Annotated in this window: 14 protein-coding genes; 4 read left to right on the top strand and 10 right to left on the bottom strand. The window is 33.9% G+C overall.

What is annotated here, in order from left to right:
* Positions 1–3: 3 nt before the first annotated feature.
* From O5635_RS01670 to O5635_RS01655, 4 genes are all read right to left on the bottom strand, one after another.
* A complete protein-coding gene (locus tag O5635_RS01670) occupies positions 4–657 on the bottom strand; it encodes a PHP domain-containing protein (protein WP_036903008.1) in 654 nt (217 codons plus the stop codon).
* 9 nt (positions 658–666) lie between these two features.
* Entirely contained in the window at positions 667–1,227 is a 561-nt protein-coding gene (hemJ, locus tag O5635_RS01665) for a protoporphyrinogen oxidase HemJ (RefSeq protein ID WP_036903706.1), read from the bottom strand.
* A gap of 112 nt (positions 1,228–1,339) precedes the next feature.
* Positions 1,340–3,262 carry an excinuclease ABC subunit UvrC gene (uvrC, locus tag O5635_RS01660; RefSeq protein WP_081934313.1) on the bottom strand — a complete coding sequence of 641 codons (1,923 nt, stop codon included), beginning with the start codon at positions 3,260–3,262 and terminating at the stop codon, positions 1,340–1,342.
* A 7-nt stretch (positions 3,263–3,269) separates the two neighbouring features.
* Complete coding sequence (locus O5635_RS01655) at positions 3,270–3,752, bottom strand: flavin reductase family protein (protein ID WP_036903010.1); 483 nt, start codon at positions 3,750–3,752, stop codon at positions 3,270–3,272.
* 69 nt (positions 3,753–3,821) lie between these two features.
* Here O5635_RS01655 and coaD point away from each other — a divergent pair, with 69 nt between their 5' ends.
* A complete protein-coding gene (gene coaD / locus O5635_RS01650) occupies positions 3,822–4,316 on the top strand; it encodes a pantetheine-phosphate adenylyltransferase (RefSeq protein ID WP_036903014.1) in 495 nt (164 codons plus the stop codon).
* On the opposite strand, the gene O5635_RS01645 is transcribed toward coaD, so the two are convergent.
* The 4 genes from O5635_RS01645 to dapF all read right to left on the bottom strand — a co-directional run bounded on the left by O5635_RS01645 (position 4,300) and on the right by dapF (position 8,272).
* Positions 4,300–5,388, bottom strand: coding sequence for a D-alanyl-D-alanine carboxypeptidase (locus tag O5635_RS01645; protein WP_052043036.1), 1,089 nt, complete (start codon positions 5,386–5,388; stop codon positions 4,300–4,302). The two genes, coaD and O5635_RS01645, sit on opposite strands and share 17 nt — an antisense overlap.
* Positions 5,389–5,563: 175 nt before the next feature.
* Positions 5,564–6,205: a DUF1995 family protein gene (locus O5635_RS01640; RefSeq protein WP_036903016.1), complete on the bottom strand. Its 642-nt coding sequence runs from the start codon at positions 6,203–6,205 to the stop codon at positions 5,564–5,566.
* Between the two features lie 19 nt (positions 6,206–6,224).
* A complete protein-coding gene (locus O5635_RS01635; protein WP_036903019.1) occupies positions 6,225–7,409 on the bottom strand; it encodes a cysteine desulfurase family protein in 1,185 nt (394 codons plus the stop codon).
* The gene (gene dapF, locus O5635_RS01630) at positions 7,409–8,272 is read right to left on the bottom strand and encodes a diaminopimelate epimerase (RefSeq protein WP_269607746.1); all 864 of its coding nucleotides are present in this window, start codon (positions 8,270–8,272) and stop codon (positions 7,409–7,411) included. The genes O5635_RS01635 and dapF overlap by 1 nt, the downstream gene beginning before the upstream one ends.
* Before the next feature lie 138 nt (positions 8,273–8,410).
* Between dapF and leuS the strand changes: the two genes are divergently transcribed.
* Positions 8,411–11,026: a leucine--tRNA ligase gene (leuS, locus tag O5635_RS01625; RefSeq protein WP_036903023.1), complete on the top strand. Its 2,616-nt coding sequence runs from the start codon at positions 8,411–8,413 to the stop codon at positions 11,024–11,026.
* On the opposite strand, the gene O5635_RS01620 is transcribed toward leuS, so the two are convergent.
* Positions 11,023–12,621 (bottom strand): glucose-6-phosphate isomerase, encoded by a 1,599-nt coding sequence (locus O5635_RS01620; protein ID WP_036903026.1) that lies wholly within the window; start codon positions 12,619–12,621, stop codon positions 11,023–11,025. The two genes, leuS and O5635_RS01620, sit on opposite strands and share 4 nt — an antisense overlap.
* Before the next feature lie 180 nt (positions 12,622–12,801).
* Here O5635_RS01620 and purN point away from each other — a divergent pair, with 180 nt between their 5' ends.
* A complete protein-coding gene (gene purN, locus O5635_RS01615) occupies positions 12,802–13,461 on the top strand; it encodes a phosphoribosylglycinamide formyltransferase (protein WP_036903029.1) in 660 nt (219 codons plus the stop codon).
* On the opposite strand, the gene argC is transcribed toward purN, so the two are convergent.
* Positions 13,445–14,524, bottom strand: coding sequence for an N-acetyl-gamma-glutamyl-phosphate reductase (gene argC / locus O5635_RS01610; RefSeq protein ID WP_036903032.1), 1,080 nt, complete (start codon positions 14,522–14,524; stop codon positions 13,445–13,447). The genes purN and argC overlap by 17 nt on opposite strands.
* 103 nt (positions 14,525–14,627) lie before the next feature.
* Here argC and ribBA point away from each other — a divergent pair, with 103 nt between their 5' ends.
* Positions 14,628–16,310: a bifunctional 3,4-dihydroxy-2-butanone-4-phosphate synthase/GTP cyclohydrolase II gene (gene ribBA, locus O5635_RS01605; RefSeq protein ID WP_036903034.1), complete on the top strand. Its 1,683-nt coding sequence runs from the start codon at positions 14,628–14,630 to the stop codon at positions 16,308–16,310.
* Positions 16,311–16,316: the final 6 nt, after the last annotated feature.

The raw sequence follows: 16,316 nt of genomic DNA, 5'->3' as shown, positions 1-16,316 counted from the left end.
GTATTACCTAGAAAATAAAGAATAACCGTGAGAATCAGTGCCACAAGAAGATAACAAATCTAATGATTTGACAAGTTTGTCAATAGAACTACACAAATACATTGTTGGCTTCCATTGAGCAGACATATCATAATCATACCAAGTTTCCACTCCATCTATACCAAGAGAATGTGCTTCTAGTATTAGTTCCTTGTAGTTAAGTCTATATCGAGCTGGATGAGCCAAAATAGAAAGGCCTGAAGCGTTGCGAATAGAGCTGATAACATTGGAGGCATGAAGATGAACTCCTTGAGGTGCATCTCCTGTTGTGTATGGCTTTAAATAGGATGAAGTTGGATCAAAACCTAAACCTAATACATGAACCAGGCATCCTTTCAATAAACAACTGATCTCAATACCACTCCAAAAATTAATTGAATTGTAAATAGAATTATGCTGAAATAACCAATTAGTAATTAATGGGAAAGAGTGAATGGAGTGATGATCTGTTACTGCTATGTTGCGAACATTATTTAAACATGCTTGATGAATTAACTCCTCGGGTCTCATGCTGCCATCACTATATATTGTATGGCAATGAAAATTAATATCGTTAGGACAACTTTGTGGATTAACTTGTAGTAGTAGATTTCTTAATGTTGAGACATCATTTTTCATATTAATGAATTATTTTTCTTGTAATAAACGTCTATATCTAGCATAGAATTGGATAGATAAAGCCATAAATATTATTAGTGCTACGATAAACCAAGTAGCGGCTCCAGTTGGAAAATTATTTTTAAACACAACAAGCATAACAACACTAACCAATAACAAAGTAGGTAATTCATTCAGAACTCTTAATTGCTTACCTGACCATCCGCAATCATTCTTCTGGAGTTTATTCATAATACGATAACAGAAAAAGTGATACAAAAGCAAGGCTAAAACGAATAACAACTTAGCTTGCATCCACAATTGATTGAGCCATGCTGGTTGCATATACAAAAGACCTGCCGCCATAGTTACAGTTAGAATCATTCCAGGCGTAGTAATAATATTGGCGAGCCTAAGTTCCATTAAGGAATACTGTTTATCAAATGCTTCTTTTATGTCTGGTGATAATTCCTTAGCTTCTGTATGATAAATGAAAAGCCTAACAAGATAAAACAAACCTGCGAACCAAACAACAACACCAATTATATGGAGAGCTTTAAACCATAAGTAAGCCTCTGGAGGCAGGTTCATGCTAAAATTAAATATATACATAATTATATTAAATTAAGATAGAAGTAGCTAAATTTATATACATAGCTTATTAAACAATAGTTATCAAATGCTAGCTAATACAGAATATTTATTAAGGATGGAAATACTTCCAAATAGATAATGCTGTGTCATTCCCAAATCCTGATATAGAAGATATCTCATCAATAGTTGCCAATTGTATAGCGTTAACAGAATGAAAGTGTGATAACAACAAACGTATTTTTTTGGGGCCTAAGCCAGGGATATCAATTAACTCTGATCTCTTTAAAGATAACGACCTCTTTTGTCTATGGTAACTTAAAGCAAACCTATGTGCTTCATCTCTAACTCTTCGCAAAAGCTGTATACCTATCTGATCTTTGTCTGTATCTAAGAAATTTTTTTCGCCTGGTACATAAACGACCTCGTTTTTCTTAGCTAATGAACAAACATTGATATCAGATTCAAGATTTAACTCTCTTAAAGCTTCAACAACAGCCTTTAACTGACCTTTCCCTCCATCAATCATTATTAAATCTGGCCAGTCGGTAATAAGCAAAGGATCAAGTTTGCTTTTTTTGAGATTTTTTATATTACTTAAATCTAAGCCTTCTGATTTAAACCTCGACCATCTCCTAAATCTCCTACGTATAACTTCAGCTAATGCCATATAATCATCGCTATGTCCACTACTTATTGAAGAGCTTTTTATAGAATATTTTCTATAATGTTGTTTAGCAGGTATACCCTCTACAAAAACCACCTGAGAACCTACTGCATTTGAACCTTGAAGGTGACTTATATCATATCCCTCTATTCTTCTTGGCAGTTGATTCAATTCTAAAGCCTGAGCCAAATCCTCAATAGCTTCATTCTGCCTTGATTGCCCCTCAGATATTCTATTGAGTTCTAAAAAGGCATTTTTTCTAACAAGCTCAATTAAATCTTTTTTTTCACTGCGCTTGGGTTTATGTATTTTTATTTTTTTACCTCCCAACTCTGAAAGCCATTCTTGGAAATATTCAAGTTGAGGTATATCTATTTGAATAAGTATCTCTGGAGGTATTTCGACGGAATCAACATAACTATAATGTTCTTCTAAACATTTCCTAATGATAACGTCTGAATTTAGATTTATTGAATCATAAATGTAGCCAATGCGTCCAACTAATTTACCAGCACGCATTTGAAATAACTGTATACAACATATTGATTTGCTGGAGGCAAAAGCCACAACATCTCGGCTAATAGTCGAGTCTGGCAGAGTGACTTTCTGTGACTGACTAACTTGAGCTAAACTTCTAAGTTGATCTCTAATTGAAGCTGCATGTTCAAAATTTAATTGATCAGAATATATTTTCATTTGTTTTAGAAGAATCTGTTTAAGTTCTTCTGTTCTTCCATCAAATATCATTGCTATCTTTTTAATTATCTGATGATAATCAGAAGAACTAATTAATTTCTGACAGACTCCAGGACATCTATTAATAGAATAGTTAAGGCATGTCCTATCTTTATATAGAGGCCTAGGCCTCTGTCTTAAAGGAAAAACTTTTTTAACTAAAAATAACGTTTGGCGTAAACTTGTGACATCTACAAAAGGTCCGTAGAATCTGTCTTTAAGATTTCTCTTTCTTCTTTTGCGAGTGATAAATATTCTAGGGTATTCCTCACTCCATGTAATGCAAAGATATGGATATTTTTTATCGTCTTTTAAAAGCACATTAAAATAGGGTTGATGAGACTTAATTAAATTAGACTCTAAAGTAAGTGCTTCTATTTCAGTATCTGTGACTATAAATTCTATGTCAAAAACCTGCCTTACCATTAACGATATACGGGGTGTCAATTCTGCATTCGAATTAAAATAAGACCTAACGCGTGATTTCAATTTTTTAGATTTTCCTATATAAAGCAAATTATCTTCTTTATCTCTCATTAAGTAGCAACCTGGCGATTGAGGAATATTTGCTAAAACCCTTTTGCACCTTTCTTTATCAATAATTAATGATTTAAATGACAGACTTGTGGCCAAGGTTTATCTAGCCTCCATAAGACCATCCAGTTGAAGAAAGGTTTAAAGCTTCTCCATCCTTATTTAGATTAGCTGAAAGAACTTCTGCCACAAAAACTGTATGGTCACCATGTGCTACCTCTCCAACTACCTTACATTCGATTCCACCGATAGCATTTTCTAAAAGAGGAAGATCGAATTCTCCATCCTTGTAACTAGTGGATTCGAATCTCCCCCCTAAACCCTTTTGAGGTTTAAAGAAAACAGCTGCTAAATCCTTTTGATCAGAACGTAGAACATTAAGAGCAAAAAGCTTTGTCCTTTGGATTATTCCATGACTTGAGCCTTCGGATCTAACAGCCATAACAACTAGAGGAGGAGTGAAAGAGCCTTGGGTAACCCAGCTAGCTGTAAACCCATTAATTTCATCACCTTCTCGAACTGTACAAATAAAAATCCCATGCGGTATCTTTCTAAGAAGAACCTTTTTTGCTTCTAGGTCAAGAGTCATAAGCTTTCGATCAATAAATCAACTTTAGTCATTATCAAGGAATAAGATCAAATTAGATAAAACTATTCTATGAAAGCCCTATATCCTGGAAGTTTTGATCCACTTACATTAGGGCACCTTGACCTTATCAAAAGAGGCTGCAAACTATTTGGTGAAGTAGTGGTAGCAGTACTAGAGAATCCAACGAAGACACCAACATTTAGTTTGCAGAGACGAATGGAGCAAATTAATGAGGCAATAAAAGATATCCCAGGTGCAAAAGTCTGCAGTTTTAAAGGGTTAACAGTTCAATGCGCAAAGCAAAGACAAGCAGATTTAATCTTAAGGGGGTTAAGGGCAATGAGTGACTTTGAGTATGAATTACAAATTGCCCATACAAATAGTTCTCTAGATTCTTCAATAGAAACACTTTTCATGGCAACAGAAGCACATCATAGTTTTTTAAGTAGCTCTGTAGTTAAAGAAGTTGCTATGTTTGGAGGGGAAATAAAACATATGGTGCCAAGTATAGTTGCTGTTGATCTAGATAATATTTATAAAGCAAAGATTACTGAAAGCAAATAGAATCAGTATTAATTGTGTTTAATATCTCTGCGATTACTGGGTCAACTTCACTTAATCCATTAGAAATAATACTTATATAATTTATAATATTATCTCGAAAGAGATACCCAGAAACTGATCTTACACCATTTAAAGTACCAGTTTTACCATAAAAAATACCGTGTAAATTAACAGAATCTGGAAAGTACTTTAAAGTACCTCTAGTTCCTAATATGGAAAGAGAAGAAATATAATAAGGACTATATCTATGCTTATCCATAAAATAAAGGAGGTGAGAAATTCCATTTGTAGTAGCAAGGTTATCCCTGGAAAGACCGCTTCCATCAGAAACAGAAAAACTTTCAGAAGGTATTGGCAAACTTCTAATCCATTTTTCAAGTATTAATGCTGCCTTTGAGGTATCCCAGGTATTAGAAGTAGTTTTTAACAAAACCTCTGAGGTGAAGTTATGACTCTCAGAATTTGATAATGCTAACAATGAAAAGAGGGGCGCAGATTCAATTTTATTAATTAACGAAAAAGACTTAGAACGATTGAATAATTGATTATTATTAGATTCAATTGTTGAGAACCTAATTGGATAATCTAAAAAGGAGCGAACAGTATTCTTAAACCTGTCTAGAGGGTACATAAAGGAATATTGACCGGAATTACTTGTTAAAGCTAATCTTGTAATAGGGGCTCCATATGACTCGTATCTATCTGCATAAGCCCAAGTATTAGGCCACCAGGTTGAACGCGGTTCTTCTTTAATCAGGATATTGAGTTGATTAAGTCCATGCTTTACGGAGTGTTCTTTGATTGATTTTGTAAATTGCTTAACACTAGAAAAGCTTAAATCAGGATCCCCTTGACCTGTAAAGATATAATTACCATTTTTGGATGCATATAGAGCTGTTTCTAAGATATGTGTTGGACCTAACTTATCCAAAGCAAATGCTGTAGTTAATAATTTTTGATTTGATGCTGGAATCCTCTTTACATCTCCATTAATATGGGAAGTAACATTTCCATCAGAGTTAATAGTTGTTATACTCCAATTATCTCTATTTAAAGAAATAATTGACTCCAATTTATTCTGAAGTGAGGGACATATTTCAATAGATTCCTTGAAAGGCTTTATTAGTAATAATAATCTTCTAAAGTTAAATCTTAGAAAGGGTATTTGAGTAAGTAGCTGAAAGATAATTATGAAAGTTAGGAGAAATAATGATTTCTTGTAGAGGTTAGTAAACATGATATTATATTTAAATTAGGAATTGATTAAAAGAAGTGTCAATTTCTTCATCATTTGGCTTTTTATCAAATGAATTGACATATTGATAGCCTGCATTAGATCTATAAAACAATGTCCATTTATATGGATACATATACATAAGCGCTCCCATATTAAGAGGTTTTAGAAAATAGCTAGGGGCCCAAGAAGCGACAAAGCCAGATTTCCTATCTCTTCCAACACTACCTATACCTACAGCTGTATCTTGTAAGCGTCCATTAAACATTAAGATTGAAATATCAATACTATTACAAAGCTGTGAAAACTCCTCGAAATCGTACGGCTGAGGAGATACAGCAATTAATATATTAGTATCTTGATATAAGTTCTTATTTGATAAATAGTCCTTGAAAGTTATAATATTAGACTTGAATGTTGGAAAATCGCGTTGAGCCAAAGCTGATGAGCCAAAATCAGGAAACAATAATAATGGCTTTATATCATGAGATAAGAGAGTATTAGCTAGTCTTATGACAATAGGTGTAAGCTTTAATCCCTCAAAGAATAAGTTGGCTGAAAATTTAGTCCGGGGATACTTTTGCAAATAAGTTAAGGTTGACTGATATAACTGAGTTTCTGCTTGCTTAAGATCTTGGGGTAGTATGAGATTCATAAAGAGTAAGATATTTAGCCTATAAATTCCTTAAAGATTGTATGGCATCTTTAAGGATTGAAGGTACTAAATTAATATCATCATTAGAAATCCATGGGCCAAGGCTTATTCTTAAGCCAGACTGGCGAAAGGGTTTATTTACGGATATTGCTTCCAAAACATTGCTGTCAAGAGTAGTACCAGACTTACATGCAGTGCCACTACTGACATAAACCCTTCTTTTAGATAGTTCACGTACAAGATCTCTACCTAAAATTGGTTTACAAGAATCATTGGTTACTATATAGGAAAGATGGTGAGGTAGGCGTTTTTCAGGATGTCCAGTAAATCTAAGAAAATCGAAATCCCTTAGCAAATTTCTAAGTTCTTTGGTTAGTTTTGAAGTAGTGCTCTCTTCTATAATTGTCTCATCGTTAATTAATTTGATTTTAGAACTCATACAAGATAAAGCCTTTGCCATTCCGGCAATAAGAGGAACTGCAGGCGTTCCGGATTTAAAAGCAATGGCAAATTCATTATCTCCGCTATAAATAGAAAATTTATCTGTTATTTTTGGACCTAATATCAACATACCTATTCCTAAAGGTCCTTGAAGTTTATGAGCAGAAAGAGAGATGTAATCAAAATCAAGTTGATCCAAAGGTAAAAGTCCTTGAGAAATCAATTGAGTTGCATCAGAATGAAAGGTAATACCTCTTTCCATACATTCTCTAGAAATAATACTTACGGGCTGGATACTACCAATTTCACTTTGAGCCCATATTATTGAAACAATTTTAGTTGGGTGTGATAAAAGTTCTTCTAGGCAATTTAGTTTTAATATACCTTTATTATCTACAGGCCAAATTGCAACATCCCATCCAATACTTTTCAAGTAATTTGCTGCTAAGTATACAGAAGGATGTTCTACGGCACTTATGACAATACGTCCAGGCGTTAAATTCTGGTAATTATTATTTAAGGCTAACTTTATAGATTCAGTCGCTCCAGAAGTGAAAACCACTTGTTCTGATCTAATATTCATCAGGGTAGCTATCTTGTTTCTAGACCTTTCTATAATTTCTGAGGATCTTAATCCATAATTATGAAGACTTAATGGATTTCCCCAAAAAAGGCTTTGAATTCTAGAGACCTCTCTTACTACTGATTTTAACGGTGGAGTACTAGCACACGCATCTAGATATAAATGGGTATTACTTTTCATTAGGAAATTGTTAGTTGGCCTTTATAGACATATTCTGCTGAGCCAGACATATATATAGACTCTCCAAATTGAGGCCAATGAATACTAAGTTCACCGCCTGGTAATTTAACAACTGAATTTTGACTACATTTACCTAGCTTGGAAAGAATAGCCACTATTGCACATGCCCCTGTTCCACAAGCAAGAGTAGTTCCACATCCCCTCTCCCAAACTAAGGCTTCTATATAATTTTCTCTAATTATTTTAATAAAGTGAACATTAGTATGTTTGGGAAATTTTGGATGTATTTCTAATTCTGGACCAAGAAGATTGATATCACAATCATAAAGCTGATCTACTTCTACTACTGCATGTGGATTTCCCATACTTATTGCAGAAACAAATAAGCTTTTCTCTCCGATGGTTAACCAATCTTGAGGTATTCCATTTTTACCAATTTTTAAAAATGTTGGGATTTCAGGAGGGGTAAGGATTGGAACTCCCATATCTACTACAATATTATTATTAATATCTAATTTTATAGGAATATCTCCCGCTAAAGTTTCAACCTTAAAATCATCAAGGAGTTTTTCAGGTGTATTATCCAAAATATATTTAACCAAACATCTAATTCCATTGCCGCACATTTCCGGTTCTGTACCGTCTGAATTAAATATTTTCATTTTAACATTACAATTATTAGTATTAGAGGGTAAAATTAATATTATACCATCAGCACCAATGCCAAAATTTCTATTAGTGATTTTTTTAACAAAATCCTTTTTAGGGGAAGTAATATTATAAGGTAGATTACTATCTTGCCCATCTATAATTATAAAGTCATTACCTATTCCATGATATTTTTGAAAGTTAATAGGTTCCATTCTGATTCTCAATAAAACAAGTTAGCAAAAATAGTAAGTTAAGGTTCTAGTTCTTTGTTTGTAAAATACCCCCTAGATGGCCCAACCAAGGGTAATATTAACCTGTAAAAGTCTTAAGTATCATTTTAATCAAATTAAGTGACAGGTTCAACAACAATAAAACCAGACTCTAATTTCTCACAAGAGAGCTATAACCCTCATAGTATTGAGGGTAAATGGCAGAAAGAGTGGAATTTGCAAGGGCTATATAAAACACAAGAGCCGGTTGATAAGCAAAAAAGTTTTTACGCTCTGTCGATGTTCCCATATCCTTCTGGGAATCTTCATATGGGCCATGTGAGAAATTATGTAATAACGGATGTCATTGCAAGGCTACAAAGAATGAAAGGAGATGCTGTACTGCATCCTATGGGATGGGATGCTTTTGGCTTACCTGCAGAGAATGCTGCTATAGAAAGGGGGGTAAGGCCTGATTTGTGGACAAAGAAAAATATCTCCCAGATGCGTATAGAACTTAATAAACTTGGGTTATCTATAGATTGGGATAAGGAGATAAATACTTCTGAGAGCGAATACTACAAATGGAGCCAATTTATATTTCTTGAACTATATCAAGCTGGTCTTGCTTATCAGAAGTCTGCAAATGTTAATTGGGACCCAATTGACAAAACAGTCCTTGCAAATGAACAAGTCGATGCTGAAGGTAAATCCTGGAGATCAGGTGCCATAGTTGAGAAAAAAGAATTAAAGCAATGGTTCCTTAAAATTACAGAATACGCTGATAATTTGCTAAGAGATTTAGAAAATTTAGATGATTGGCCAGAGAAAGTTAAAACAATGCAACAGAATTGGATTGGCAAGTCTAATGGTACAAAAATAGATTTTAAAGTAGAAGATCAAAGCAAAGAAATTATAAGTATATTTACAACCAGGCCAGATACACTATTTGGTTGTACTTATATTGTTATGTCCCCAGAGCATCCTTTGGTAGATAAAATAATTGCCAAAGATTTAAAAGACAAATTAAAAATATTTAAGCAAAATATAGCTAGTCTAACTGATAGTGAAAGGACTGTAGGTAATAAAAGTAAACTTGGCATGGACCTTGGCATAAAAGCTATAAACCCTATTAATAATTCATGTATACCAGTCTGGATTGCAAATTATGTATTAGCTAGTTATGGGACTGGATCAGTAATGGGAGTACCTGGTCATGATGAAAGGGATTATGAATTTGCACATATATATTCACTTCCTATAAAGTATGTAATAAAACCCTTAAAAGAAGGCTTAAATAACAAGCAAGCTGCATATACTCAGCCTGGAATAATGATTAATTCCAATGAATTTAATGATTTAAAATCTACAGATGCCAAAACACTTATTACAAAAAGAGGAATAGAGTTAAACTGGGCACAAAAAACAACAACCTACAAGCTAAGAGATTGGTTAATCTCTAGGCAACGATATTGGGGCTGTCCAATCCCAATTATTTATTGTTCACATTGTGGTGTTGTTCCGGTAAAAAAGTCAGATCTACCAGTTGAACTACCTCTCGAAATCAAATTATCTGGGAAAGGTAAATCGCCTTTATTAACTTCCGAATGGATAAATACTAATTGTCCAAATTGTAAAAGAAAAGCTACAAGAGAATCCGATACTATGGATACTTTTATTTGCTCTTCGTGGTATTTCCTAAGGTATCTAGATCCTAAAAATAAAGATAAACCATTTGACAAAGAACTGGTTAACAAATGGATGCCTGTAAATCAATATGTTGGCGGCATAGAACATGCAATTCTGCATTTGTTATATTCTAGGTTTTTAACTAAAGCATTGAGTAAGAGGAACTTAATATCTGTTAAGGAACCTTTTGTAAAGTTATTAACTCAAGGCATGGTACAAGGAATTACATTTAAGAATATCAAGACTAATAAATATATAAAAACATCCGATATTACAGACACAATAAAACCTAAAGATCCAGTTACAGGTGAGCCACTACAGAAAATATATGAAAAAATGTCAAAATCAAAATATAATGGAATTGAACCATCTGTAGTTATAGATAAATATGGTGCAGATACAGCCAGAATGTTCATACTTTTCAAGGCTCCACCTGAAAAAGATCTAGAATGGGAAGATGCTGATGTTGAGGGCCAATATAGATTCCTACAAAGGATCTGGAAACTAGCGAGTGAATGTAATCAATTAAATAATATAAACCTAAGCATGGATTATTCATACAACATAGAAGAACTTAATGAGAGCGAAGTCAAACTTAGACGAATTACTAACCTAGCAATAAAAGAGGTATCAATAGATTTAAATGAAAACCAACAATTTAATACTGCTATTGCCGAAATAATGAAATTGAGCAATGGCATGAATGACCTCTTTAAAAAATGCAATAACCCTATAATAAATGAATCACTAAGTATATTGTTAAAGTTACTATCTCCTTTTGCGCCTCATATTTCAGAAGAATTATGGAAAAAATTAAAGGGAAAAGACAGTATCCACAAACAGAGCTGGCCAAGCTATGATGAATTAGCTCTTGTAAAAGATAGTTATGAACTTGTTATACAAATAAATGGAAAGCTTAGGGGTAAAATAATAGTTAATTCTTCAGCAAGTAAAGAAGAGCTTGAAAATTTAGCCTTAGAGAGTGATATTTCACGTAAATGGTTACAAGGTAAAACTTACAAAAGAATTATTGTTATACCTAATAAATTAATTAATATAGTTTGTTAGGTAGTTCTAGTGATAGTAATTTCACCAGGTTTACTCCATAAACCATTGACAGCATAAGTTTGACTGTTAGAAGTTAAATGCCTCAAAATCAAGAAAATAGATTCAGGTGATGATTCTTCAATTTCAGTAGATAATTCTTCGATAGAATATGTTTTTCCGTCTAGTAATAGTTGTTCGACTTTACTCTGCAAAAATAATACATCAGCTGCAGCTTTCTTACCTGCTTCTACACCAGGTTGATGATATGCATTTATGTTAATTAGTTCGGCATATAAGCCAACTGCTCTTTCGAAAAGAGCAATTAACGCACCTAACGAACAAGGGTCAAATTTTTTAATTGAAATAGTAATACTTTCCCGGTTATTTTGACTTAATGCTAAACGAGTCCCTTGAAAGAAGCCTGATAAAAAATCTCCAGGGGATTTACCTTGAATAAGAGGTAGATTATTGTCAGTCAAAACTTCTATGAAGGTTACGAAGAAGTTATCAAGTCCATCACGTAACTGCTGAACATATGCATGCTGATCTGTTGACCCTTTATTCCCATAAACAGCAAGCCCTTGGCAGACCTCTTTAGAATTTCTGTCCAACTTCTTACCTAAAGATTCCATAACGAGTTGTTGAAGATATCTGCTGAAAACTTCTAAAGAATCTCGATAAGGTAAAACAACCATATCTTTTAAACCTCTAGCTTTTCCAGATGAATACCAAGCTGAAGCCAACAGTGCAGATGGATTCTCAGAAACGATTGTATTTCTAGTAATTAAATCCATTTTGGAAGCTCCTAAAAGAAAAGATTTAATATCAGAATTGATAAGACCTAGTGGCAACAAGCCTACAGCTCCAGTAATACTTGTTCGACCTCCTACCCAATCTGGCAAATCAAATGACTTTAGCCATCCTTCAGAAGTTGCTAAATTGTAAAGACGACTTCCTTGCATGGTTACAGCAACTGCTCGGGAAGACCATTGTAGATTTTTATTTTTGACATAATTTCGAGCTTGATCCATTGCAATTTGAGGTTCTGGTGTGCCTCCAGATTTACTAACTACAACAAATAATGTTTTTGAAATATTCTCACCTAAAGAATTAAGTGTCTTTTCCAAACCTATAGGGTCAACATTATCTAAGAAATGAAAATTAAGTCCTTGATTTAATTCTTGGAGTGATTGAGTGATTAAAAGTGGTCCAAGACCACTACCTCCTATTCCAATCCAAAGAACATCTGTAAATGATTCACCTTCTTCTGTTTTAATCAAAGAAGATAATATTCCCTTTGAAAAATCAATAATTTGATCGATTTCTTCACTTATTAATTTAGTTATATCTAAAGTTGGAGCAAGTTCTGGACATCTAAGCCAATAGTGACCAACCATTCTTTTTTCATCTTGATTCGCTATTGATCCATTTTCTAAAGAAGAAAGTGCCTCAAAGGCTTTTATAAATTTTGGTTCTAGCTCTTCAAGATGGTTCTTATTAATTTTCATTCTGCTTATATCTAGCCAAAAACCAAGCTGCTCATCATGCCATAAAAGCTCTTTAAAGCGATTCCATTGATCTTGGCTATTAGTAGGGTTAAAGTCAGGTAGGTTCATATTTGAACGATAAATTAAAAAGCCAAGTCAGTATCAGATACAGTATGATATATCCCAGGATAAATTACTTGCTTCATCAACAAAACACAGTAAATAAAAACATTAGCAAGATACATTAAAATATAAATGTGCTATATTATAAGAAAATCAAGGATTATCACAGAAATAAGTTAATATATAATGAATATAGATTCAGGTAAAAGCTTAATATTCCCTAAGATCGATAAACTCCCAAGTTTTAAACCAAAATTAAGATTAGGAGTTTTAGCTTCTGGAAAAGGAAGTAATTTTGAAGCCATAGTAAAATCAACACTAGATAAAAAACTAGATGCAAATATCCAATGTCTAATAGTTAATAAAAAGAATTGTGGTGCAATTGAAAAGGCCAAACATTATAAAATACCTTTTCATTATTTAGATCACTCTAGTTTCAAATATCGAGAAGATCTAGATAATGAAATCATTAGATTATTACAGATTTATGATGTTGAAGGAATAGTAATGGCTGGCTGGATGAGGATCGTTTCCTCTGTACTAATAAATAAGTATCCAGAAAGAATAATTAATATACACCCTTCGCTCCTTCCGAGTTTTAAAGGTAAAGATGCCTTAACGCAAGCATTAGATCATGGTGTAACTATTACTGGTTGTACTGTTCATATTGTCAAAGAAGAAGTAGACGCCGGTCCCATCTTAATTCAATCTGCAATACCAATACATAAAAAAGATAATGAAAATTCTCTCCTAAAAAAAATACAAGAAGAAGAGCACAAAATACTATCTACAGGTATTGCTTTAGCGGCTATTAAATGGAGAAATATTGCTAAGGATAATAAGTAGTTAAAGGTAACCCCAAGTCATGATTATAGCCTGACATAATATTAAGGATTTGTATTGCCTGTCCTGCCTGACCTTTCATAAGGTTGTCAATAGCTGAAAGGATTATCAAACGACCATTTCTTTTGTCAACCTGCAGTGAAATTAAAGCCTTGTTTGTATACCTAACCCATTTAGTAGAAGGGTACATTCCTACTGGAAGGATATCTACTGTATTGTAATTTCGATAAAATGCATCTAGGACTGTCCGACAATCCTCTGCCGTTAAGCCTGGGTCTCTAAGCCTTGAATAAATAGTTGATAAAATGCCCCTAACCATAGGCACTAAATGAGGGGTAAATTGAAGCTCTATAGATTTGCCAGAGACCAAACTAGCCTGTTGTTCTATTTCGGAAGTATGTCTGTGACCTAATACTGCATATGGGGAAATAGATTCAGAAGATTCAGATAGTAATAGGTTCTCTTTAGGAGATCTTCCAGCTCCAGATGTTCCGCTTTTGGCGTCAATAATAATGCTCTCATTCTCAATTAAGCCCTGCTTAAGGAATGGCATTAAAGGCAATAATGAAGCTGTTGGATAACAGCCAGGACTTGATACTAATCTTGCAGTTTGAATTTCTTGCTGGTTCCATTCTGGAATGCCATAAATTGCTTCTTTACAAAGGGAATCGTCATTTCTGTCGAATTCATTGGATTCATTCTTGTAAACATGCTTCCATTGATACAAAGAGCGGTAACGATAATCAGCAGACAGATCAATAACTCGTACATTACGACTTAAAAGTTCTGGCGTTAATTGTGATGAAAGACCATTAGGAAGACTCAAAATCGCAAAATCCGCTTTGTTAGAAATAGCGTCAGGATCTGGAGTCTGAACTTCTAAATCGGTATTAAGTTTCAGGAAAGGTGAGATATCATTCCATTGACGACCAGCCGTCTTGTGACCTGCTATTAATGAAATTTGAAATTTAGGATGTGAGCTTAAAAGCCTGATCAACTGCATGCCTCCATATCCTGAAGCACCTATGATCGCGACGCGATTTGCATTATTGTTTGTATGAGACATATGAAATTCAAATAGGAGGTCCAAATTTTAATGGACTTTAAATAAGTGCCTAAATCCTTATTATGACTTTATTCAGCTAATTCTTTACTTACAAGGAGAAAACTTGAAATCAGAAGAGTCTATAAATATTATTTTTGATCCCATCGCGGATGCATTAGCAGCTATTCGTAATGGAGAATGCATTGTTGTAGTAGACGATGAAAGCCGAGAGAACGAAGGTGATTTAATTTGCGCTGCTCAATTTGCTACTCCTCAGCAAATAAATTTCATGGCCACTGAGGCTAGAGGGCTGATATGTCTCGCAATGGATGGAGAGAGGCTGGACAAGTTAGATCTACCTCTAATGGTCGATAGAAACACAGATTCAAATCAAACAGCCTTTACGATAAGTATTGATGCAGGACCAGAATATGGAGTATCAACTGGTATATCAGCCGAAGACAGAGCAAACACAATACAAGTAGCTATAAATCCGAATACAAAACCAAATAATTTAAGACGACCAGGCCATATTTTCCCCTTGAGAGCAAAGAAAGGAGGAGTCCTAAAAAGAGCAGGCCATACCGAAGCGGCAGTAGATTTATCATTATTGTCTGGTTTGGCACCTGCAGGGGTGATATGCGAAATACAAAATGTTGATGGTTCAATGGCTAGATTGCCAGAATTACAAAAATACTCAAAAATATGGGGCTTAAAAATTATTAGCATTGCTGACCTAATTCGATATCGATTAGAAAATGAGAGGTTTGTCTATAGAAAAGCAATAACAAAACTTCCAAGTTTATTTGGAGATTTCGAGGCGATTGGTTACCAAAATGAATTAGATGGTACTGAACATGTTGCTTTAGTAAAAGGTAAGGTTGGTGAATTTAAAGAACCGGTACTTGTAAGGATGCATTCAGAATGCCTTACTGGAGATGCTTTTGGATCTTTAAGATGTGATTGTAGACCTCAACTAGAAGCTGCCTTATCTCGAATATCGAAAGAAGGTGAGGGTATTGTGGTTTATTTAAGGCAAGAAGGGAGAGGTATAGGCCTAATCAATAAACTTAAGGCATATAGTTTGCAAGATGGAGGTTTAGATACAGTCGAAGCTAATGAGAAATTAGGTTTTCCAGCAGATTTAAGGAATTACGGTGTAGGTGCTCAAATACTTTCGGATCTAGGAGTTCACAAATTAAAGTTGTTAACCAATAATCCTAGGAAAATTGCTGGCCTAGGAGGTTATGGAATCAAGGTAGAAACAAGAGAACCACTCGTAATTTGCCCTGGGGATCATAATGCTGCTTATCTGGCTGTAAAAAGAACAAAACTAGGTCATTATATAAATGAAAAAGATATCGAAGAGACACAGAAGATAGGAAAATCTATAATATTACATTGGGATGGTATATGTAAATTTGATAGATTATCTAAGCTAGAGAAAGAAATAAATATATATGCAAAAGGTCTAAATTTAAGATTAGTTTCAGAAACCAACCCTAGATTAAATGCATTACTTGAAAGGCCTTTATTATTATGGAGACTTATGCAAGATATTAAAAATCAGGATGATGATATAAATACAGACAAAATTTATATTATCCTAAAAGAAATATCTTCATGGGATACAACATCAAAGATAGGAATACTTATATCAAAGAATAAAGAACAAGCATTTCATCCATCTCACAATGTACAAAATATCTATTACCCTATAGAGGAGCTAAATTCAGATATAATTAAAGAATCTATTGTTGAACACGACATTGAAGATGTCTCAGTTGGATTGAATTGGCTAACTTAAGAATAT

The sequence above is a fragment of the Prochlorococcus marinus str. MIT 0919 genome, assembly GCF_027359375.1.
GTDB lineage: Bacteria > Cyanobacteriota > Cyanobacteriia > PCC-6307 > Cyanobiaceae > Prochlorococcus_D.
This window is presented reverse-complemented; position numbering and strand designations above follow the sequence as displayed.

What these genes read in the sequence shown, in the direction of transcription:
- hemJ (WP_036903706.1), bottom strand. Translation starts at nt 1,227, where the DNA reads ATGAACCTGCCTCCAGAGGCTTACTTATGGTTTAAAGCTCTCCATATA.
- purN (WP_036903029.1), top strand. Translation starts at nt 12,802, where the DNA reads ATGAATATAGATTCAGGTAAAAGCTTAATATTCCCTAAGATCGATAAA.
- O5635_RS01620 (WP_036903026.1), bottom strand. Translation starts at nt 12,621, where the DNA reads ATGAACCTACCTGACTTTAACCCTACTAATAGCCAAGATCAATGGAAT.
- argC (WP_036903032.1), bottom strand. Translation starts at nt 14,524, where the DNA reads ATGTCTCATACAAACAATAATGCAAATCGCGTCGCGATCATAGGTGCT.
- O5635_RS01655 (WP_036903010.1), bottom strand. Translation starts at nt 3,752, where the DNA reads ATGACTCTTGACCTAGAAGCAAAAAAGGTTCTTCTTAGAAAGATACCG.
- dapF (WP_269607746.1), bottom strand. Translation starts at nt 8,272, where the DNA reads ATGGAACCTATTAACTTTCAAAAATATCATGGAATAGGTAATGACTTT.
- coaD (WP_036903014.1), top strand. Translation starts at nt 3,822, where the DNA reads ATGAAAGCCCTATATCCTGGAAGTTTTGATCCACTTACATTAGGGCAC.
- O5635_RS01640 (WP_036903016.1), bottom strand. Translation starts at nt 6,205, where the DNA reads ATGAATCTCATACTACCCCAAGATCTTAAGCAAGCAGAAACTCAGTTA.
- O5635_RS01670 (WP_036903008.1), bottom strand. Translation starts at nt 657, where the DNA reads ATGAAAAATGATGTCTCAACATTAAGAAATCTACTACTACAAGTTAAT.
- O5635_RS01635 (WP_036903019.1), bottom strand. Translation starts at nt 7,409, where the DNA reads ATGAAAAGTAATACCCATTTATATCTAGATGCGTGTGCTAGTACTCCA.